Source organism: Crossiella sp. S99.2, assembly GCF_023094165.1.
Taxonomy (GTDB): domain Bacteria; phylum Actinomycetota; class Actinomycetes; order Mycobacteriales; family Pseudonocardiaceae; genus Crossiella.
This window is the reverse complement of sequence record NZ_JALMDK010000008.1, coordinates 69,358-90,090: the sequence shown is the minus strand read 5'-3', so window position 1 is coordinate 90,090 and position 20,733 is coordinate 69,358. Positions and strand designations below refer to the sequence as shown.

The window sequence follows — 20,733 nt, the reverse complement described above, 5'->3', positions numbered from 1 at the left end:
CTGCCTCATCCCCGGGGTGATCCGACGACCTGCCACTCCTCCGCAGTCAGGGGCGGCTCGGTCAAGGGCGGACGGCCTGGACCGAGCAGAGCGCCGAGCAGGACTTGCGGTGTCAGAAGCCGGAGTGGGGACGCCGAGAGGGTGTAGACGTCGAATTGCGCGGCGGCCACCGCGGCGCGGCCGGTGGCGGCCCAGGCAAGTCGGTTCAGAAATGCCTGGCCAATGCCGGAGAAGCGGCTGGGGCGGGGACCGATGGTGCTGGGGTAGCGGAGATCCTGGCTGGTGGCCATCGTCCAGGCCAGATCCGTCTGGCGGGCAACGGCCCGCTGGACGATTGGGCCGCCGCGGTCGAGCCCGTGCCGCCGGAGGCCGTCTTGGAGAGCGAGAGCGCAGCGGGCGGCGATGGCCATGCCGTGGCCGTAGACGGGGTTGAAGGTGCAGGCCGCGTCGCCGAGCACGACCAAGCTGGTCGGCCACGGCTTGATCTGTTCGTAGTGCCGGCGGCGGTTGCCGGGGATGCGGTACTGCCGCGGTTCTGTCAGCGGTTCGGCGCGGGCGATGAGGTCGGCGATGACCGGGTGGCGGAGGTCCCTGGCGAAGCGGGCGAAGCCCTCGTCGTCAACCGGTGGCTTGGCTGAACGTGGGCCGACCAGCGTGACGATCCACCGGTGGCCCTCGATGGGCAGCAGGACGCCGGCCTGCAGCACCGGGCTGGTGATCGGGTCGGAGGCGATATTGATCTCGGGGAAGTTGTCCCGAGCGCCTTCGGGGGCGCGATAGAAGCGGGTGGAGTAGAAGATGTCCGGGTCGATCTTCTCCTCGGTGACCTCGGGCAGGCCGAGGTCGACGAGCCAGCGCGGAGCGCGGGAGGTGTTCCCGGTCGCGTCGATGACGAAGTCGGCATCGAGGTGCTCGACGGCTTGGGTATCGCGGTCGCGTAGCTGTGCTCCGGTGATCCGCTGCGCGTCGCCGAGCAGGCCGACTGCCTCGGTGCCCTCGCGGACGGTGATCTTCTTGTCCCGCAGGACTTTGCCGCGGACAACCCAGTCGAGCAGGGCACGGGAACAGCTGATCAGGAACTGGGCCTCGTCGAAGCGCCGCAGCCAGCCGCGGGAGGCCAGGGCCAGGAACCTGCTCGGCAGACCGATGCGCTGGGCGCCGTGGGCGGCAAGGGTATCGAGGGTGCCGGGCAGCAGCTGCTCGATGGTGTGCGCACCGCCGGCGATCAGCACGTGGGTATGGCCCCCCTGCGGAGTGCCTTTGCGTTCAAGGGGACCGTCGGGGAACCGGTCGCGCTCGATGATCGTGACCTTGTCGACGAACTCGGTGAGCACGGACGCGGCGAGCATCCCCGCCAGCCCGCCGCCCAGGACTACGGCGTGGATCGGTTTCCCAGGCATGCGAACACCCTCTCCGTCAGGCGGGTTTCGGGCTACTCGACAGTTCGGCGATGGCGCGCGAGATGAGGACCAGTCGCGCTCGTTCACTCGCGAAGGCACGCTTGGTGTTGGTGGGAGCATCGACCTGTTCGAGCACGGCGTCGGCCCTGGTTCCGGTGTGCTTGGCCTCGATCGCGGCCCGGATCTCCGCCGCCTCCGCGCGCGCCATGCTGTCCTCGGTGGACAGATCAGCTGCCTGGCCGCGTTGCGCGACAACAGGTGCAAGCCGCGGATCGCGGTACGGGCTGAGTTGGTGCAGCCAGTCGTGGATCTCCATGAGACGCCACAACAGCCGTGTTCGCAGGCTCAGCCGATCCCGTAGCGTCTGGGGGCGGTGGACCATCTTGGGCTCGACCGGCCGAAGCACCTGCCACAGCACGCGTAGCTCGCGATAGTCGCGCCGGTCACCGAGGTAGCGGGAGATTCGCTGACGCAGCAAGGGAATCCTCGGTCCCCATACGGCGATCGTCATACCCACCAACCCCACGGGCACGCCGAGGCCGGCGATCCGCGGTGCCACGATCACACCCCAGTAGCTGAGGTCGGCACCGAACCGAATGCCGATCACCGCGAACAGGTAGACCAGGCCGTGGACGGCTGGGAACACGGAGCCGATCGCGATCAGCTTGAGCCCGCGCCGCAACCACCGTTGCGAATCCGTGGTGCCATTGGCCCATTGCCAGCAGTTGTAGATCGCGATGGTGACCGCGATGGTATACGCGGTGAAGTGCAGCAGGATCAGTTCGCCGAGGTACGGGGTCGCGGCAAACGCGCTGGTGAAGTCGACGTGGTGGGATGAGTTGGGCGCTCCCAGCGCGAACAGGGTTATCTCGCCGACGATCACAGCGGCGTGGGCGAGGAGCACAAGGCGTGCCGCCCGCCACGCCTTGTCCCTGTCCGGCGAGTGGCGCCAGTAGGCGATCGAGACCTGGGCAAAGCAGGCCCAGAGCAGGCCGGGCACGAAGACGAACAGAACGGCGATGCTGGGTACACCGGTCAGGGTGTTGATGTAGGCGCCCGCGGCCGGCGAGGAGAGCGCGAACGAGATGGCGGCGCACAGCGAGCCGATGCAGATGGCCTGAATCATGGGCTTGTACCGAGTCGGAGCCAGGATCGCGGCCCGGTACTTGTAGGCCACCAGCAATAGCGGACCGAGCCCGCACAGCAAGTACAGGGCGTTACTCATGGCTGTCGCGCTTCGGGTTGAAGATCAGCATGTGCCAGACCCCAGCAACTCGGTCATCGTCCGCGGGCCGAAACGGCTCGATGTCCTGCTGGTGTGCCCAGTCGAGCAGGCCCTGCATGAGAACGCCGGCCACGTGCTCGGCCTCGTGCTCGTCGGCGTTGGACCAGACGGTCCGCTGGGCGATCACGGTGAGCGTCTCCTCGGACAGGTCCGGGTGGAGGAGCTGATCAGCTTCCTGAGTGTTCAGGACGATGTGCTGGTGGCCGCAGAGCATGTGCGCGAGTTCGTGCAGCAGGATGAGTACGCGGTGCGTCCAGCTTCGAGCCGTGGTGACGAGCACGGCGTACGCGCCGTCCTGCCCCATCGCCGACACGCCGCTGAGCACGTCGCCGAGCGGCTGGAAGCGCAGGTAGATCGGTCGCTGCAGCCTGTTCGCCACCACCTCGCACAGCCGGATGCACACGGTCTCCGTGGTAGCCGACCGATCCAGGGCCAGTTCCTGGATCAGTCCGTCGCGGAGTTCGCGTAGCTGCCGCCCCCTCATGCCCTCACCCCGGCGGCTGCCGGTCTGTTTCCGCCACACCGCCACTGTCGGCTGCGGCGCCGGGGTCATCGATGGCCTGCCTGGCCGCGTGCTGGGCCTCGGCGCTGGGCTTGAGGGCCTTGGCCAGCGCGAGATAGACCTCGTCCCGAATGTTCGCCGGTTGTCCGGTGGCGCGCAGGATGAGCGACTCCACGCCGAGGTCCTTCATCAGCCAGAGGTTCCTGAGCTGGGACTCCATCCGTTCGGCCAGCTCCTCGTCGAAGAAGTAGGCCGGGTCGGCGCCGAACGCCTCGGCCAGCATGATCATGTGGCGCAGGCGGGGATTCAGGTTCTTGCCGGTGCGCAGATCGGCGATCGTGTTCGGCGAGATCGTCCACCCCTCACCTCCCGGTTCCTCGCCGCGCTTGCGCACCTTGGCGACCACGGCGTCGTGGCTCAACTCGCCCTTGCCTGCTGGGTGGACCAGGGCGAAGAGGACGTTCAACTTCTCTCGGAACGGCCGCCGAGGCAGGCTGGTCGGCGTGCGGTCGCGCCGACCACCGACGAAGTGGGCCGGGTGCACATCGAACGCGGTTGCCAGCGCTTCGACGGTGTCCAGTCCCGGATCCCGCTGTCCTCGGCGAAGTTGGGTGATGAAGCTCTGGCTGACGCCGATGGTCTCGGCCAGCCAGGTGTTCGAGAACTGCCCCAGGCGCGCTGAATCAGCCGCGGTGCACAGCTCATTCAGCACCGCGGAAAACCGTGGTCGACTGCTGTTGACCACGCCGTCACCTCCGAAGCCTCCGCCCCGTTCCCCAACACCATCAAACGCCTGTACGGTTTTGCAGACGATCCCCCGATCGGGTTCATTCCTGTTCAGATGCGCCCGGGTGTGCCTACCATGCTGCCAGTATCCACGTTTCTGACCACATGAAGATCAAGTGACTCAAAACGGTGCAGGGCAGTTCTGGCTGGTCCTGCGCAGCGGAAGGCGTCAAGCACGGATCAGCAGTCCCAGGGAGGCACGGCGGTGCGTACGCAGGCGGCATCTTTCGGCCACGACGGCCATGCGGGACCTGAGCCTGACGCCGAGCTTGGCGGGGCGCCAGCTCCCATCCCACGCATGGCCGAGGACGGGGTGCCGACGAGCGTTGGCGCGGGACCACGCTGTGACGCCTGCGGCCAGGCGCTCGACTCTGCTCGGCGCGACCACCTGACCCGACTTCCGGACCGTTGGGCATGGGAAGTCGAGGCACCGCAAGCATTGCGGGTGGCCGCGGACCGCGGAACGTCGCTGGTGCTGCTGGTCCTCGACATCGACAACTTCAAGAAGATCAACGACACCTGCGGTCACCTCGCCGGCGACGAGGTGCTCCGCGCCGTGGCGACCGCCCTCCGGGCCGCCGTTCGGCGAGGGGACGTGCTCAGCCGCTACGGCGGAGATGAATTCCTCGCCCTGTGCACCGTGACCGACGAGCACGACGCGATCGACGTGGCGCGCCAGATGTGTCAGGCGGTGCGGGAACTGGATGTCCGCGCACCTGACGCTCGGCGGGGCACCGCCGTGATGATCTCGGAGGTGACCGTGTCGATCGGCGCGGCGTTCTTCCCGGCGATCCACGGATGCGCCATTGGCCTGACCGAAGCGCTTCGGCACGCAGACGCGGCGCTCTTGGAGGCCAAGAGCATGAGTGAAGATCGCACGTGTCTCGTATTTCTCGGCTCTGACGCCACGGTGAACTCGGGGGTGGGTGATCGACTTCCAGACGCGAACCACTGGAATCGCACCTAAGAAATGCGACCACGAAGGTAACTGACAGAACTGAGTCTCGGAGGCGTCGGGCCTCCGGCGGAACGGCGGCGATTCGGGTTGGGGATCCGTTGAACGATGCCGCTCGAACAAGGGAGGGGATTGTGGTGGGCAATCGTATCGACTGGCAAGGCATCTATCGCACTACTCGACAACTTCACCCCGAGTGGTCGACGGCCGTGCTCGCCGCGCTGCACGGCGGCCCCCTGCGTTACATGGTGCTACGTAGGACTATCCAGAACGGTGATCTCGCGCAAGGTAAGATTCTGCACGACAGCGTACTCAACAAGACCTTGCAGATTCTGTTGGATGACCAGCTGATCTGGCGCGAGGACATGTCGATCGGCGCGCAGTCCATAGTTTGCTATGGCCTGACAAAGAAGGCTGATAACCTGGTTCAGCGCCTGAACTCGGCAGTGGTGCACCCTCCAGGGCAAGCGGTCCGCTAATTTTGCGGCCGCCGCTCCGGGGTCGAGATCAGCAGGAGTCCACCTCTCGAAGGGAGAGCGTGGCGATCTTCCACGTTCCTTCGCTGTTGCGCGCGGTCGCGCTTGCCAGGATCCGGTCGGGTCGAACTGCATCTACTTGCCCGTCCCTGGCTTTGTACTTGCGCCAGTTCGAGGTGTTGACGCAATCGAGTAGGTCGACTTCCAGTGGCACCTCCGGGATTCGTACCGCTGTGATCTGCGGATTGGGATCCGGCTTGCCCAGAGTGACTCTTCCGGCCATGGAATCGGCGTAGAGCATCTGACGCAGCTCGACCAGCGCTGCCCCGGTGGCGTGCGCGGAGAGGCCGCTCGCGTGCTGGTTCGCGCTGGCCGCGGCGATCGTGAACTGGTGCCACATGGCCAGATACGTCTCTTTCACTTGGCGTGCGGCCGCGCCATCGGCGCCGGCTACCCGGCCCGGTTCGGGCCTCGCTTGCGCCGAGGTAGTCGCGACCGAGCTGGGAGTGATGGTCGCCGGTTCTGCGGTCTCAGTGAAATTTTTCGGGGCGTGACCGCATGAGACAACAACCATGGCCACGCCTGCGACGACGACCCCGACGCGAACATTGTGATGAGTGAATGACATAGCCCCTCCGCTGCTTGTCCTCGCGACTGCCTCAGCATTACCCACGGTGCCCCACTAGCTTCAAGGCGAGTCCGCACTAGCTTTTTGGCTAGTGCGGGATGTTTCTCCTGTCGCAATCCTGGATCGACAGGAACCTGGCGTACACCTCAAGAAAGGTGCACGTACTAGCCTTGAAACTAGCGGGAGGGTCTGCGGTAGACAGATACTCGTTAGGCCGATGACCGCTTCGGCTGGATCAGAACAGGAGGAACCAGATTCTCGCCCGCCGACCCCGGTCGGGATGCGAGCGACCTGACAAGTGCCAGGAATTTGTACACCTGGCGTGATCCGTAGGCACTCCCCACCGCACGAGCAGACGCTCGTGCCCGGGTCGGCCACCCCCACCCCCTGGGTGGCCGACCCGCCCGATCGGGTGAATTGAGGCCCGGAATCCCATGGTTGCGTTGGCGCTAGTACGGGGGCGGCGGTGTACCAAAGTGAGGTAAGCAAGTTTGGATCTTGAAATTTGCCATTTCTGGAGGTGAAACCATGCTCAGTCGCCACAGCGGGAGTGCCCCGAGCATGTTCCTGTCGCCGTCGCCTGACTCTGGCCTGCTGGTCGGGCCAACCACGATCCCGATCCCGTGTTACCTGGTTCCGCAGCTGAAACTCATCGCTGCCGATCTCAGGACGGAGGACTTGATGGCGAGGTACCTGAACGGAGGAGCGCAGGATGTTCCTGGCCGTTCTCTGCGGGGCCGCTGGTCTTCTCGCCGGCCCGGTGCTGCTGGCCTGCCTCCACCAGCTCGACCCGGACCGCGATCCGCGGTCGGTGCATCGCCTGTGCGTGTGGGCGGGTGTGGCCGCGGTGTCGGCCTTGGTGGTGCGTGGGGCGCGTTTTCCTGGTTCCCCGGACCTTCTCGCGTGGTGCTGGCTGGTGGTCTTCGGCGTGGTGCTGGCCGTGATCGACTGGCTATACCGGCGCCTGCCGCACCCGCTTACCGCTGTGCTCGGGCTGGGTGGACTGGTGTTGCTCACGGTGGCCTCGGCGCAGGTGGGCCGGTTCGACGGGGTGTGGCGCGGTGTGGTCGCCGCGGCCGTGGTCGGCCTGGTGACAGTTGGGCTGCATCTGGTCCGCCCGGACGGGTTCGGCGGCGGCGACGCGGTGCTGCTGCCGGTCTTGGCGCTGTTCCTGGGCTACTTGGGCTGGGAGCACCTGTTCTGCGGACTGCTGGTGTCGTTCCTGCTGACCGGGGTGGTCGCGGCCGCCCTGCTGGCCACGGGGCGGGCCCGGTGGGGCCAGGGAGCCGGGTTTCCGGCCGGGCCGCCGTTGATCGCCGGGGCACTGTTCGTCGTGATCTTCCATTGACCGCGGTGCAGTCGCCGCGCCGACCGGAGCGGAGTCAGCCATGACCAGCGCAACCGGAAGGGGCCGGGCGGCCATCGGAGTGCTGTTGCCCGGCCTGCTGCTCTCCGGTGCCTGCACACCCAAAGAGCGTTCCAGCCCACCACCGGCGAAGTCGTCGCCGGTGACCCAGCAGGCGTCGCCCACGAGCGCCCTGCCGGACGCCTCCGCGGCGGTGACTGCGGTGTACCACGACTTCTGGCAGCTGGCCGGCACCATCGACAAGCGCCCGGAACCGGAGTGGCAGCCCAGCCTGAGCAAGGTGGCGGTGGATCCACAGCTACGCAGGATGGTTCAGGGGCTTGGACTGCTGCGCGAACAGTCGGTCGTGCTCTACGGAACGACCACCGCCAGGATCACCGGCGTGCAGGTCGCCGGAGACCGGGCCACGGTGCAGGACTGCCAGGACGCCAGCACCAGCGGGCAGGCCGACGCCAAGTCGGGAAAGCCGAAAACCGTTGGGGTGCCTCGCAATCCGGTCACCGCCACGCTGCTACGCGGCACCGACAGGCAGTGGCGTGTCGCCGATGTTGTTTTCGGTGGGGGCGCCTGCCGATGACTGCCCGGCGTACGTTCCTCACGGCGGCCGTGCTCGCCGCGCTGCTCGCGGCCACCGCCAACAGGCCCGCGGTGGCCGATCCGAACCGGGATGGCCGGATCGTCGTGGTCCCCGGCGATCACCGCGGCTACATCGGCGCCCCGACCGTGGACCTCGGCGCCGCCGCACCCGGCCAACCGGGACGTGCCGGTCGTGGCGCGAGTGCTTCCGGCGGTCACGCCGGTTCGGCACCGGCCTGCACCTACTCTCCTGCCGCGCACAGCCCGTCGGAAATGTTCGCCAAATTCGGCCAATGGCACGCGGGGTCGCTGGGCGGGGACGGCAAGGCCGCCTACACCCGCACCTGCCCCGGCATGGCCAGCAGTTGGGTGACCGGCCCGACCCCGGCCCCGGGTGTCACGGCCGTGTCGATCCTGCCCAGCCCCGCCGAGCTGGCCGCCCAGGCGTTTGAGCAGTTGGTGTTGCCGTTGCCGGTGCCGCGGTTGTCCCCGGACGTGCAGCTGGCCGACGGACGCCGCGCGACCGTGGTGGGCGAGCACACCTGGTTGTGGACTGAGCCGGTGGTGTGGCGGCCGCAGGTGGAGCGGGTGCAGGCCGGGCCGGTGTGGGCCCAGGTCACCGCGACCCCGACGACGCTGACCTTCGACTCCGGCATGGGCCAGGGCCGCACCTGCACAGGTCCCGGCACCCCGTACACCCGCACAGCCGGGCTGCACGCCCCGTCGCCTACCTGCGACTTCGTCTACCTGCGCTCCTCCCACGGCCGACCCGGCGAGCAGGTCCGCGCGGTGTTCGCCATCAGCTGGTCGGTGAGCTGGGCCGGTTCGACCGGCACTGCGCCCGCCGGGGGCCGGCTGCCCGATCTGGTCTCCCGGGCCGAGCTGACCCTGGCTGTTGTGGAGGCCCAGGCCCTCCGGCGCGACCAAGCGGCGAGTTCCGCGTTATCAGGAAAGGGGTGAACACCATGAGACCTCCACTCCCGCCCACTGCCACCCCAGGCCCGGCGCCCACCGCCCCGGAGTCACCCTCACCCCGCCCGAGCAACCCCGCGCGTCTGCCACGGCGCCGCCGGTTGTGGTTGGTGGGAACCGCGGTGGTGCTGGCCACCGCCGCGGGCTTCGGCAACCACCTGCTCATCGCCTCCTACGACGCCCGGGTCGCCGTGCTGGTGCTGGCCCGCACGGTGGAGTGGGGCCATCGCATCGTCGAGGCCGACCTGGCCGTGGCCCACATCGTGCAAGACCCGGCCGCACAGATGATCCGGGCCGAAGAGCAGGCCGCGGTCATCGGCAAGACTGCGGTGACCACGCTGACCACCGGCAGCGTGCTCGCCCCGAAGCAGATCTCTGACACACCGGTTCCCGGTGCGGGACAGCACCTTCTCGGCCTGGGCAGCAAACCCGGCCTACCTGCCCGTGGTCTGCGCCCCGGCGAGCGGGTCCTGGTGACCCCGGTCGTCTCTGGCCAGACCGGGGCCGTCGAGACCGCCCTTCGCGGGGCCGGGTTCCCGGCGCGGGTGTTCGGAATCGGCGGGGAGCCCGCGCAGGGCACGGTCACCGTCGACGTCGTGATCGCCACCGAGCACCTCGACAAGGCCACCGCGGCCGCGGCCGGCCCGGTGATCATCACCGTGCTCGGCCCCGGGAACTAAGGAGGTGTGCAACGTGATGGCCCTGATCGTGATCACCTCCGGCAAGTCCTCGCCCGGCACAACCACTACGGTGGCCGCTCTGACCTACGGCTGGCCGGCGCCGCTGGTGCTCGCCGACTGCGACCCCGCCGGCGGCGACCTGGCCACCGGATGGCTATCCCCGTGGTGGCTGACCGGAAAGCTGCACCCCGACCAGGGACTGCTGTCCTTCTCCACCGCGACCCGCCACACCACCACCATCACCGCCGACCTGCTGGCCCCGCACCTGCAACCCGTTCCTCCCGCGCCGCGGGCCCGGCTGCTGGCCGGGCTCGCCGATCCGGCGCAGGCGATCTCGCTGCAGGAGGGCGGCTGGACGCGCCTGGCCCAGGCACTCACCGCGCTGGGCACAATGCCCAACGGTCCGGTGGATGTTCTGGTCGACGGCGGTCGGCTCACCGCGGAGGCGGAGGTGCCGTGGCCGGTGCTGGAGGCCGCCGATCTGGTCCTGCTCGCGGTACGCCCGGTGCCACGCCACCTGCACTCCGCACAACCAGCACTCACCCTGCTGCGCCAACGGATCCCAACGGAACGACTGGGCCTGGCGGTGTGTGGCACCGGCCAGCTCGGCGTGCGGGAAGCCCACACCGTGCTGGGGATACCCGCCCGCCTGGGCTTGCCCGAAGACCCGGACACCGCGCAGGTCTTCAGCGACGGCCTGCCCGCCGAGGCGAAGGTGCATCGAACCAAGCTGGCCCGTACCGCCGCCCGCGCCGCAAGCCGCCTGCACGAGGCGGGAGCCACGATCCGGCGCTCCCACTGGATGCCGACGAACACGGGGGTGGCGCGATGACCTCGGACCAACCCGGACAGACCCACCTCCCGACCGGGCACCACACGCACTGGCGCGGCGGCCTGCGTGCCGTCACCACCGACCATCCCGGCGCCCCGCCGGTGAAGGAACAGCCGTCGGCGCGGCCGTCCAGGGACCTGGTGGACCAGATCCGGCTCGCCGTCGCGGTCCGCCTGGACGAACTCGGTCAGGACGACGTTCCTGCCCAGGAGACCCGCAATCCGGCGGCGGAGCATGCGCGGATGCTTGCGCTGGCTCATGAAGAGATCACCGACTGGGTCGTGCGCAACGCCCAAGCCGGCCGCCCACCGGTGCCGCTGTCCTTCGAGCGGGAACTCGCCCAGGCAGTGGTGGCCTCGATGGCCGGGCTGGGCGCGCTGCTTCCCTTGCTGGAACGCGAAGACGTGGAGAACATCCACATCCACGGCTACGACCGCGTCTGGCTGGAGCTGGCCGACGGATCGCTGGAACGCTGGCAGTATGTGGTGGCCGATTCCGATGCCACCCTGATTACGATGGTGGCCGATCTGGCTGCCCGGATGGGCCAGACCGCCCGCGAGTTCAGCCCCGCCAACCCCATGGTCTCCTTCCGCATCCCCGCGGGCGGGCTGCTCGGGGCGCGGTTGTCCGCGGTGATGTCGCTGACCGACCGCCCCCGGATCGCCATCCGCCGCCACCGCCTCCACGACGTCGGCCTGGACGACCTGGTGCGGGCCGGCACCCTGGACTCGATCCTGGTTGCCTTCCTGCGCGCGGCGGTGCGGGCGGGCAAGAACATCGTCGTCACCGGCGGCCCCTACACCGGCAAGACCACCGCCCTGCGCGCCCTGGCCCGGGAAATCCCCGCCAACGAACACCTCATCACCGTCGAAGACGACGCAGAACTGGGCCTGGACCTCCTCGGCACCCACACCCTGGTCACACCCCTGGAGGCCCGGCAGGGCAACGCCGAAGGCGCCGGCGAGGTCACCCTGGACGACCTCCTCAAACAGACATTGCGGCATTCCCCGAGCCGGGTCCTGGTCGGTGAGGTCCGGGCCGGGGAGGTCACCTCCCTGCTGCGCGCGCTGGGCAACGGCGCCGCCGGGGGCATGTGCACCCTGCACGCGGCCTCCGCGGCCGCGGTCACCGACCGCATCGCCGCCCTCGGCCAACTCGCCGCACCTCCGCTGCCGGTGGAGGCCGCCTACCGCTGGACCGCCTCCGCGATCGACCTCGTCGTGCATCTGGCCAAGGTCGACCACCACGACCCGCACTCCGGCCGGTTCAGCCGCCAGCGCTACGTCACCGAGATCGCCGAACTCGGCCCCGTCGGGGACACCGGCCGCCCCGACCTCACCCACCTGTTCAGCCCCCGCCCGGTAGACGGCCGCGCTATCCCTGCCTTCCCACCCAGCCCCGGATTGATGGCCGATCTGATCCGGCACGGCTTCGACCCCGCCCTGCTGCACCAGACCGAGGGCGACTGGCAACCCGCGTTCCTGCGCCGGGATCTGTCATGACCGCCCTGCCCGCAGTACTGGGTGTGGCCTTGGCGACCGCGGTCTTGCTGGCCGCCACCAGCTTGCGCGCCCCGGCCCCACCCGCCGAGCGCGGCGGTTCGGGTCGACGCGGGTGGAACGCCTGGGTGTGGGGCCGGCGGTGGGCTCGGCCGCGAGCCACGCTGTCTGCTGTCGTCGCGGGTGGTTTGGTGTGGTGGGTCAGCGGCTGGCCGGTGGCCGCGGTCGCGGCGGCGATCGGGGTGGTGCTGGTGCCGCGCGCGGTGGCCCAGCCCGGCAACCGCGGCATGATCGCCACTCTGGAGGCGCTGGCCGAGTGGATCCGGCGCGTGGCCGATCTGCTGGGTTCCGGCGCGGGCGGGCTGGAGTCGGCGTTGACCGCCAGCGCCCGCACCGCACCTGCCCCGATCGCCGAACACGTCCAGGCCCTGGCCGCGCGCACCCGCGCCGGCGGGACGGAACCGGCGCTGTGGGCCTTCGCCCGCGACCTCGACCACGCCGCCGCCCACCGCGTCGTGGCCTGCCTGCTCCTGCGCCTGCGCAGCGGCGGCCGCGGCCTGCTGCCCATCCTCACCGAACTGGCACAGTCGCTACGACAAGACGTCGCCGCCCGCCGCGAAGTCGAAGCCGATCGCGCCAAAATCCGCACCAGTGTGCGGGCGCTGCTGGGCATCATCGCCGCCATGACCGCCGCCTTGTCGGTCTTCACCGAGGACTACCTCACCCCCTTCGACACGCTCGTCGGGCAGCTGTGGCTGGCCCTGGCGCTGGGATTCCTCGCACTGGCCTGCGTATGGCTGGCCACCTTGACCCGGCCCCGCCCGGAACCAGGATTCCTGTTGCACCGCCCGCGTTTCCTCGGCCGAACACCACGGCGGTGGACACCGTGAACGCCCTGATCCTCGGAGTCTGCGCCGGGCTCGCCGTCACCTTGCTGGTGATCGCGATCGCACCCCCGGCCCCGCTCAACATCGCCGCGGCCATGGCCCGCGTGCAGAACCACCACGCCGCACCCCAGGCCAGTACGACACAGGGGACTCGTCGGCCATCGTGGCCGGTGCGCGTCCTGGCCGGGCTCGCGGAGCGTTCGGCGCGAACATCCAACCGGTGGTGGGGCGTGCCGGTGCTGGACCTGGAGTTGTTGGAGCGCACGGTCACCGGCTACGTGGCGGCCAGGCTCACCTGGGCTGCCCTCGGTGGGCTCACCGCCATCGTTCTCGGTGTCGTCGTCGAGCTGGACATCGTGACGGTCACCATGCTGGCCGTGGTCGGCATGGTCACGGCCTCGCTGATCCCGGGCGTCCGGATCACCCGGGCCGCGACCGCGGCACGGGCGGAGTTCACCCGCACCCTTGCCTCCTACCTCGAACTGGTCGCCCAGGAACGCGCCGCCGGCGCCGCAGCGGCACAAGCGCTCGGTGAGGCCGCCTCCCTGGGCAGTGGCTGGGTCCTCGGCCAGATCCGCGCGATCCTGCACCGCGCCCGCCTCACCGGCACTCCCGCCTGGGACGCCCTTGCCCAGTGGGGACAACGGTTCCGGGTGCCCGCGGTGGTCGAGCTGGCCGACATCCTGGCCACCGCCGCCGAGGGCGCCGCCGTCTACACCACCCTGACCGCCAAAGCCGCCGCACTGCGCCAAGCCACCCTGGCCGCTGACCGGGAAGAGGCCAACCGCCGCTCCGAACGCCTCGTCGGACCGTTGGCGTGCCTGCTGATCGGCTTCCTGATCGTCATCGTCTACCCGCTGATCGCCCGACTGTAGAAGGGATGTGGACATCTCATGCTCCGCTCACCCCGAGCCCCGGACCGCTGGAGAAACCTCCCGCACCGGCTCGCACTCCAAATCGTCCTCACCGTCACCGACCTGGCCGAGAAGGCCACCACCGTGCGTCGCCGCACCGGCAGGCGCCGGGGCGGGGACGACGGCGTGGAAACGGTGGAGATCGCCATCGGCATCGCACTGGGCGTCGCGCTGGCCCTGCTCGTCTGGGCCGCCTACAAGGCAATCGCCCAGAAGTACCTCGACCAACTGCCCTAAACCGAGGTCCACCATGAACAACACCACCGTCCACACAGGACATAGCCCGATGCTGCGGCACCGCTGGAAGGATCGTGGAGCGGCGACCGTGCAACTGGCGGTGCTGCTGCCCCTGTTCTTCCTGCTGTTCTCCGCCGCTACGCAGGCCGGGGTGTACTGGTATGCCCGCAGTCTGTGCCAGGCCGCCGCCCAGCACGGCTTGCAAACAGTACGCACGCTCACCGGCACCCCGGCCGAGGGACAGGCCGCCGCCCGAGCTTTCCTGGAGCGCACCGGCAACGGCCTGGTCACCAACTCCGCGGTCAGCACCACCGGCAGCACGCCCACCACCGTGCGCGTGGAGGTCACCGCCTCCGTGCTCCGCCTGGTCCCGATCCCCGGCCTGGACCTGCGCATCACCCGCAGCGTCACCGGCGCCAAGGAACGCTTCACCACCCCCAACGACACCGGGAACCCGCGATGACCCGCCGCCACCCCCGGCGCGGGAGCGCGGACGGGTCGGTCAGCGTGGAGTTCGCCGCCGCGGCTATTCCGGTCCTGTTGCTGTTCACCACCGTCCTGATCGCCGCCGGCCGGGTCATGCTTGCCCACACCGTGGTCACCGACGCCGCCATCGCCGCGGCCCGCACCGCTTCCTTGGCCCGCACCGCCACCCAGGCTCAGCACACCGCCACCGCCACCGCGCGCCGGGTGCTCACCGAGCAGGATCTGCACTGCCGCAGCCTCACCGTGAGTGTGGACACCTCCGGCTTCACCGTCCCGCCCGGCCAACCGGCCATGGTGTCCGCGACGGTGACCTGTGTGGCCGAACTGGCCGACCTCGCCCTCCCCATTCCGGGCAGCAAGTTCCTCCAGGACACCTTCATCAGCCCCCTGGATCCCTTCCGGGGCCGGACATGAACCCCGCGACCCGGCACCGTGTGGACGACAGCGGTGCGGTCAGCGTCATGACCGCCATCCTGGGCTTCGCCCTGGTGCTGGTGCTCGCCCTGGTCGTGGACGGCACCGGGAAGATCCGCGCCTACTCCCGTGCTGATGCCCTCGCCGCCGAAACCGCCCGCGCGGCCTTGACCGCCGTGGACACTCGCAGCAACCCGATCCAACTCGACGTCCCCGCCGCCCACACCGCGGCCCGCGGCCACCTGGCCCGCTCCGGCTGCCCCGGCACGGTGGAGATCACCTCCGCCCGCACAGTGCTCGTTCAGGTGCGCTGCACCGAGCAGGCCCGGATCGGTCTGCTCGGTTCCCACTACACCGTCACCGGCACCGCCACCGCCGGGCTCGACATCGGCACCGGACCAACCTCGCTTCGTCGGGACCGGTGATGGACGGCCGGGCAGGACCTCGCGGCTGGGCCGACATCGCCCGCGGCCTGGGCGCGGTGCTGCTTGTGCTGACGCTGGTGGTGGGCCTGCCGATCGGACTGCTGGCTGTGGGCAGCGACCCGCGGCAGTTGCTGCCCGACGAACTACCGGGACTGGACGACCTGCCGCGGCGAGAGGAGATCCTCCCGTGGCTGGAATCGGCCTGGCACCGGCTGCGCTTCGCCTATGGCGCCGGCACGCTGATCCCCGGTCTGCTGCTGGTGGTGCTCTGGGTGACCTGGCTGGCCATGCTCGGCCTGGTCCTGGCCGAGACCATCCACCAACTGCGCCACGGCATCCGCACCCTGCGCGGCGGGGTCGGTCCGCGGCGGTGGATCGCCGGGCTGATCGCCACGGTCCTCATCGCGCTGTTGCCCCAGTCCGCGCTGGCCCTGCCCGCCACCGGGTCGAGAACAGTGGCCACCGCCGTGCACGACCCCGACCGCGTCATCGGGCCCCCGAAAGCCAGCGACAGCAAGCCGTTCACTGTCGACGGCGGGTTGGCGGGTCGTCGCACGGTGGACCCGGCGGTGCGCCCGGAATGCCCCCGGATCACCGTGCGGCCCGGTGACACCATGACCAGCCTGGCCCACACCCACCTGGGCGATCCCCGCCGCTACCACGAGATCCACCGTCTCAACGCCGACCGCATCCCCAACCCCGACCTGCTCTACCCCGGCGACGTGCTGTTGCTCCCGCCACCGGCCCGCACCACGCCCGCGGGGATGGTCGCGGTGACGGTCGCCGCCGGGGAGACCGCTTCCACGATCGCGCAACGGGAGTACGGCCACCACGGCGGCTGGTGGCGGCTGTGGGAGGACAACCACCACCGCCCCCAACCCGACGGCCGCGCCTGGACCAACCCGGACCATCTCCGCCCCGGCTGGCAACTCTGGATCACTGCGCCACCACCGCCCTCACCTCCAACACCACCTCCAACACCACCTTCTCCACCCCCTTCAGCACCGCCAACTCCGGCCCCGAACGAGCCCGCGGACCGTGGTGATCCGGCCCCGGCCGAAGCAGGGTTCGAGCTGTCCACCGGTGCCTTCGTCAGCCTCGGCCTGGCCACCGCGGTCACCACCGCGCTGGCCACCCTCGCCCTCCGGAAACGCCGCCGCTATCGAATAGGCAGCGGCGAGCGCGCCGACCTGCACCAGCCCCTCGCCCCGGTCGTCCGCGCCTTGCGCATCGCCCACGACCACGCCCTCCCCGCCGCACCATCCACGCCGGCCCTTCCACTGGGGCAGGCCATCCTCGGCGTCCGCGACGGCCACGAACTCGCCCTCAACCTGGCCGCCACCCACGGCCTCGGCCTGCAGGGCCCCGGCGCCGCAGATGCAGCCCGAGCCCTGCTGCTCCACCTGCTCACCACCGCCACCCAGCACCAGCGCCGGACGCGAATCCTGCTGCCACGCAACGACGTGGACACCGTCTTCGACGGCGTCGACACCACGCGCCTGCCCGCGGCGATCACCGTGACGCCGATCTTGCAGGCCGCCTTGGAGGAGATGGAGGCGGCCCTGCTCACCCACACGCGCCTGACCACCGAAACCCGCCAACTCCCACCAGAGCGCGAGCAGCTCGTCCTGCTCGCCCGGCCCACCGCCGACCAGCATCGACTCCAGGCGATCCTCGACCACGGCACCGCCCTCAACCTGGCCGCCATCCTGCTCGGCCCCTGGCCTCACGGGGCCACCGTCCACGTCGCGCCGGACGGCACCACCTCAGCCACCGAGTCCAACCAGGGAGATCAGCTCACGGGCATCCGCCTGTTCACTCTGCCCGCCACCGACACCGCCGACGTGCTCGCGGTGCTGCACCAGGCCGCCACCCCGGAGGAGCGCCCGGCCATCCCGCCCGAACCGGCGAGAGCCGAAGTCACCGTCCTCGAAACCACCGCCGAGGTGCCGGCGACCCGCTCCACGCCGACCACCCCGGCCGACACCGCACCCACCATCGCGTCGACTCCAGCCAGCCCCGGCGAACCCGAGCAACAGGCTGCTCCGCTCCGGCTCCAGGTGTTCGGCCAACTCCGGCTGAGCAGGGTCGACAGCGGCGAACTGCACGACCTCACCGGCGCGCTGACCGGCAAGCAGTGGGAAATCCTGGTCTTCCTGGCCCTGCACCCGCGCGGTGTCCGCCGCGAGGCCCTCAACGAGGCCATCTGGCCGGACAGCCCCACCTCCCGCCCCTACAACGCCATGCACTACACGCTCTCCCGGCTCCGCCACGCCATGCGCACGGCAACCGGCAGCCAGATCACCAACCTGATCCGCAACCACGACGGCCGCTACCACCTCGACCACACCCTGGTCAGCACCGACTACCACCGCTTCCAGAGCACCATCACCAGCCGAGACCGATCCACCGAGACCCGCCACCGCGGTCTGGCCGAGGCTCTCGACCTCTACCGCGGCGACCTGGCCGAGGACCTCAGCAGAACCTGGCTGGACGCGCCGAGGGAAGCCGCCCGCCGCGATGCCCTGGACGCCCTCGGGTTTCTCCTTCGCGCTGAAGACAATCCCGACATCCGGCTGCGATTGCTGGAGCGCGCACGGCTACTCGACCCCTATAATGAGGACATCTACCGAAGTATCATCCGCACGCAGGCGCGGCTAGGACAATTCGATGCCATCAGGCGCACGCACGCACTGCTGATCGCCAGCCTGCACGACATCGAACAACACCCGAGTCGTGACACCGAGAAGCTCGTCGAGGATATGGAACGCCTCGGCCGGAACGTGCCTTCCGGCAGGCCAGGTTAGGGAAAAGCCGGAGTCGAATTCCGATCCGAGCTGACCACTCGTAGGGCCTATGGCCCGTGGCGGTGCGATCTCACTGAAGCCGGTCCTACGGTCCCGATAGGGCGCCAGCCGGGCTTCCTCGCACCCGTCCAGCTAGGCAGGCAGGGATGCCGACCATCGAAGTCACTGGTAGCTGCCACCTGCGGGGCTACCGATGTTGGGGCCGACTCGCCTGCTGGTAGGCATCTGAACAGGTTGGGCGCGGCGGCGGTGTGCTCGGTGATGATCGACGACCAGCCTCTGTCGCCCGCCCAACTCCCAGCAAGTATATATTCGACATTTTCACTCTCTTATTACCTCACCTTTCGCTGCCGTCAAGCATTCTTGCTCTCGGGTCAAATTGAGTGAATCGAACCATTGATAATACGTATGTCGCACCTATTCAGACTGAAAAGAATCATGAGAATCACCCGAATTCCACCTTGTGTTTTCCGAAATTCAGGGTAGCGTCGAAGGTGTCGGACAAAGGGACGGCAACCCCGGAAGCTGACGGTTCACTCTCCAAATGTCCGCCTGATCCCGCAAAGGGGATGACTGCAATGACCTGCATTGACACTCATGTCTCCGACTACTCTCTGAACGTTGATGCCGAAGAGACGATTCGCGCCGTGCTCGCCGCGGCAGACCGTCCGTGGGGCCGGCGCCTGAACGACGCGCTGCTGCTGGCCGCGTCCGAGGCAACGGCCTACGCCGTCACGCCGTACACCCCGGTCCCCATGGCCGACCTCCGCCCGGACGTTCCACCGCGCGTGGACCGGCCGGACATCGCCGCCTGCGACGCTGCCGGCGTCCTGCACGCGCTGGCCCGAACCGGGTTGGCCGAGGTGCGCACGGTCTGGTCCGAGCCGTACACCGATGCCTACCTGAACACCGGCCGCCGACTTCTCGCCGTGCACGTGCTCCGGCCCTTCGTAGTCCTGGGCGTGCGGTACTGGCATTCCCGCGAGGCACTCGACCGCCTGGCCCGGACCGGGCACGCCTACTCCGACCAGTGGGAGCTGACCGAGCGCAGCCACATCGTCCCGGCCGGCTGGTACCTCGTCGGTCTGGTCGGCGATCTCTTCTTCACCCTGGTCGGCGCGGCCGCCATGGACTTCGACCCCGACGAACACCCCGATGTCGTCGCCGAACGCCTGGCGCTGCGCGCCCTGGACACCGAAGGCTTCGCCGCCTCCCACTGCAGGGCCGAGTGCGCAGCTTGTGGCAGCCGGTGGGGCGCCGAGTCCGGTTCGTGGTGGTTCCGGCCCGAAGGCGACACCACTGCCCGCGGCTGGGACTTCGACACCCTCGGCGAGGTCAGCGACAACGGCACCGTCCCGTGCCCGCACTGCAAGGCCGGTCAGGTCGGATTCTGCATCTCCTGACCACACCCGGAGCTACGCAGATCCGCGCGGGTCCTGAACCTTGTGCCCGGCAACACCTTTGCTCTGTCCACACAGGACATCTGTGCGCGGACCGGGGACGGCAACCCCCACCACGCACCCTCTCCACACCCCGACCCAACCCCTTTTGGAGTTCGCCATGTCCACCGCCACGAAGACCCGCCGCACCAGCCGTCGCAGCCTCACCCCCGAAGAACGGGAAGAACGGCTCTCCGTCGCCCGGCAACAGCTGCTTGACGGCGTCGACAAGCTGATGAGCGCCGAGGGCTGGCAGCAGCTCATCGCCGCCCGCGCGTGGCTGCGCCGTTACAGCCTCAACAACCTGATCATGATCCTGGAGCAGTGCCCCGAGGCCAGGGACGTCCGCCCCCACTCGGAGTGGAAACAGCTCGGCTACGGCTACATGCGCAAAGGAACCCACAAGATCAAAATCTGGAAGCCGGTGTTCCGCAAGCCCAACCCCGACGAGACCACCACACCCACGGCGGCTACCACCGAGGACAAGCCCGAACAGCGCAAGACCCTGTCCGGGTTCATGCTCGTGCCCGTCGTCGACGTCTCCCAGCTCCAGGACACCCCGCCCGCCCCGGCGCCCGTCGCGCAGCCGCGCGCGCTCTCCGGTGACGCTCCGGCCGGCCTGTGGGACGGCATCGCCACCCAGATCCGCGCCCTGGGCTACACGATCGACCGGGGTGACTGCGGCCCCGCCAACGGCCGGACCAACTTCACCCGCCGACGGGTGAGCATCCGGGAGGATCTGGCCAGTGCGCAGGCGGCGAAGACCCTCACCCACGAACTCGCCCACATCCTCTGCGAACACGACACCCGCCCCGCAGCTCTCCGCGCGCTGTGCGAGGTCGAAGCAGAGTCCGTGGCCTGCATCGTGACCGCGGTCTGCGGCCTGGACAGCCTGGCCTACTCCGTGCCCTACGTGGCGCACTGGGCCACCGACCGCGACACCGCCCATGCCAGTGCGCACCGGGTGCTTGCCGTCGCCGATCTCATCCTTGGGCGACTGGAGGCAACCTCGGCGAGCCCCGAGCCATCCGACCTGGCCGCCACTGAGGCGCCCGACGGTGACCAGCAGCGGCCGGTCGCGGAGATGGCGGTTGCCTGACCGGCAGGCGGTTCCCGGAACCCAGCTGTGGTGAGCGGGTCGGTGGTGGAACCCGGCGGGTGAAACAT

Annotated in this window: 22 protein-coding genes; 17 read left to right on the top strand and 5 right to left on the bottom strand. The window is 69.3% G+C overall.

All coding sequences use genetic code 11. The features are described from left to right. Positions 1 to 5 precede the first annotated feature (5 nt). From MZC64_RS28920 to MZC64_RS28905, 4 genes are read right to left on the bottom strand one after another with little or no spacing between them, the layout of a single operon-like run. On the bottom strand, positions 6 to 1,400 hold the full coding sequence (locus MZC64_RS28920; protein ID WP_247762304.1) for an NAD(P)/FAD-dependent oxidoreductase: 1,395 nt from the start codon (positions 1,398 to 1,400) through the stop codon (positions 6 to 8). Positions 1,401 to 1,416: 16 nt separating this feature from the next. Next, a complete protein-coding gene (locus tag MZC64_RS28915) occupies positions 1,417 to 2,625 on the bottom strand; it encodes an MAB_1171c family putative transporter (protein ID WP_247762303.1) in 1,209 nt (402 codons plus the stop codon). After that, a complete protein-coding gene (locus MZC64_RS28910; RefSeq protein ID WP_247762302.1) occupies positions 2,618 to 3,169 on the bottom strand; it encodes a hypothetical protein in 552 nt (183 codons plus the stop codon). The genes MZC64_RS28915 and MZC64_RS28910 overlap by 8 nt, the downstream gene beginning before the upstream one ends. A 4-nt stretch (positions 3,170 to 3,173) precedes the next feature. After that, on the bottom strand, positions 3,174 to 3,932 hold the full coding sequence (locus tag MZC64_RS28905) for a helix-turn-helix transcriptional regulator (RefSeq protein ID WP_247762301.1): 759 nt from the start codon (positions 3,930 to 3,932) through the stop codon (positions 3,174 to 3,176). 339 nt (positions 3,933 to 4,271) lie between these two features. On the opposite strand from MZC64_RS28905, the gene MZC64_RS28900 reads away from it, so the two are divergent. Further along, positions 4,272 to 4,940 (top strand): GGDEF domain-containing protein, encoded by a 669-nt coding sequence (locus MZC64_RS28900; RefSeq protein WP_247762299.1) that lies wholly within the window; start codon positions 4,272 to 4,274, stop codon positions 4,938 to 4,940. A 125-nt stretch (positions 4,941 to 5,065) separates the two neighbouring features. Continuing rightward, the gene (locus MZC64_RS28895) at positions 5,066 to 5,407 is read left to right on the top strand and encodes a hypothetical protein (protein WP_247762297.1); all 342 of its coding nucleotides are present in this window, start codon (positions 5,066 to 5,068) and stop codon (positions 5,405 to 5,407) included. A gap of 28 nt (positions 5,408 to 5,435) precedes the next feature. On the opposite strand, the gene MZC64_RS28890 is transcribed toward MZC64_RS28895, so the two are convergent. After that, positions 5,436 to 6,032: a hypothetical protein gene (locus MZC64_RS28890; RefSeq protein WP_247762295.1), complete on the bottom strand. Its 597-nt coding sequence runs from the start codon at positions 6,030 to 6,032 to the stop codon at positions 5,436 to 5,438. 712 nt (positions 6,033 to 6,744) lie between these two features. Between MZC64_RS28890 and MZC64_RS28885 the strand changes: the two genes are divergently transcribed. From MZC64_RS28885 to MZC64_RS28815, 15 genes are all read left to right on the top strand, one after another. Next, the gene (locus MZC64_RS28885) at positions 6,745 to 7,380 is read left to right on the top strand and encodes a prepilin peptidase (protein ID WP_247762291.1); all 636 of its coding nucleotides are present in this window, start codon (positions 6,745 to 6,747) and stop codon (positions 7,378 to 7,380) included. 85 nt (positions 7,381 to 7,465) lie between these two features. Next, the gene (locus MZC64_RS28880; protein ID WP_247762290.1) at positions 7,466 to 7,975 is read left to right on the top strand and encodes a hypothetical protein; all 510 of its coding nucleotides are present in this window, start codon (positions 7,466 to 7,468) and stop codon (positions 7,973 to 7,975) included. Next, positions 7,972 to 8,934 (top strand): hypothetical protein, encoded by a 963-nt coding sequence (locus MZC64_RS28875; RefSeq protein WP_247762289.1) that lies wholly within the window; start codon positions 7,972 to 7,974, stop codon positions 8,932 to 8,934. The genes MZC64_RS28880 and MZC64_RS28875 overlap by 4 nt, the downstream gene beginning before the upstream one ends. Before the next feature lie 122 nt (positions 8,935 to 9,056). Continuing rightward, a complete protein-coding gene (locus MZC64_RS28870) occupies positions 9,057 to 9,626 on the top strand; it encodes an SAF domain-containing protein (RefSeq protein ID WP_247762287.1) in 570 nt (189 codons plus the stop codon). Positions 9,627 to 9,639: 13 nt separating this feature from the next. Beyond that, complete coding sequence (locus MZC64_RS28865) at positions 9,640 to 10,458, top strand: hypothetical protein (protein ID WP_247762285.1); 819 nt, start codon at positions 9,640 to 9,642, stop codon at positions 10,456 to 10,458. Further along, positions 10,455 to 11,960 (top strand): CpaF family protein, encoded by a 1,506-nt coding sequence (locus MZC64_RS28860; RefSeq protein WP_247762283.1) that lies wholly within the window; start codon positions 10,455 to 10,457, stop codon positions 11,958 to 11,960. Before MZC64_RS28865 ends, MZC64_RS28860 begins: the two co-directional genes overlap by 4 nt. Next, entirely contained in the window at positions 11,957 to 12,847 is an 891-nt protein-coding gene (locus MZC64_RS28855) for a type II secretion system F family protein (RefSeq protein ID WP_247762282.1), read from the top strand. The genes MZC64_RS28860 and MZC64_RS28855 overlap by 4 nt, the downstream gene beginning before the upstream one ends. Continuing rightward, on the top strand, positions 12,844 to 13,719 hold the full coding sequence (locus MZC64_RS28850) for a type II secretion system F family protein (protein WP_247762281.1): 876 nt from the start codon (positions 12,844 to 12,846) through the stop codon (positions 13,717 to 13,719). Before MZC64_RS28855 ends, MZC64_RS28850 begins: the two co-directional genes overlap by 4 nt. Positions 13,720 to 13,737: 18 nt before the next feature. Next, positions 13,738 to 13,995: a hypothetical protein gene (locus MZC64_RS28845; protein WP_247762279.1), complete on the top strand. Its 258-nt coding sequence runs from the start codon at positions 13,738 to 13,740 to the stop codon at positions 13,993 to 13,995. A 13-nt stretch (positions 13,996 to 14,008) separates the two neighbouring features. Further along, positions 14,009 to 14,458, top strand: coding sequence for a TadE/TadG family type IV pilus assembly protein (locus MZC64_RS28840; RefSeq protein ID WP_247762856.1), 450 nt, complete (start codon positions 14,009 to 14,011; stop codon positions 14,456 to 14,458). Next, positions 14,455 to 14,895, top strand: a complete 441-nt coding sequence (locus tag MZC64_RS28835) for a TadE/TadG family type IV pilus assembly protein (RefSeq protein ID WP_247762816.1) — start codon at positions 14,455 to 14,457, stop codon at positions 14,893 to 14,895. The genes MZC64_RS28840 and MZC64_RS28835 overlap by 4 nt, the downstream gene beginning before the upstream one ends. Continuing rightward, positions 14,892 to 15,320: a hypothetical protein gene (locus tag MZC64_RS28830; protein ID WP_247797759.1), complete on the top strand. Its 429-nt coding sequence runs from the start codon at positions 14,892 to 14,894 to the stop codon at positions 15,318 to 15,320. The genes MZC64_RS28835 and MZC64_RS28830 overlap by 4 nt, the downstream gene beginning before the upstream one ends. After that, positions 15,320 to 18,127 (top strand): LysM peptidoglycan-binding domain-containing protein, encoded by a 2,808-nt coding sequence (locus MZC64_RS28825; protein WP_247762275.1) that lies wholly within the window; start codon positions 15,320 to 15,322, stop codon positions 18,125 to 18,127. Before MZC64_RS28830 ends, MZC64_RS28825 begins: the two co-directional genes overlap by 1 nt. 647 nt (positions 18,128 to 18,774) lie before the next feature. Continuing rightward, complete coding sequence (locus tag MZC64_RS28820; protein ID WP_247762273.1) at positions 18,775 to 19,530, top strand: hypothetical protein; 756 nt, start codon at positions 18,775 to 18,777, stop codon at positions 19,528 to 19,530. Between the two features lie 157 nt (positions 19,531 to 19,687). Continuing rightward, complete coding sequence (locus tag MZC64_RS28815; protein ID WP_247762271.1) at positions 19,688 to 20,665, top strand: hypothetical protein; 978 nt, start codon at positions 19,688 to 19,690, stop codon at positions 20,663 to 20,665. Positions 20,666 to 20,733 lie beyond the last annotated feature (68 nt).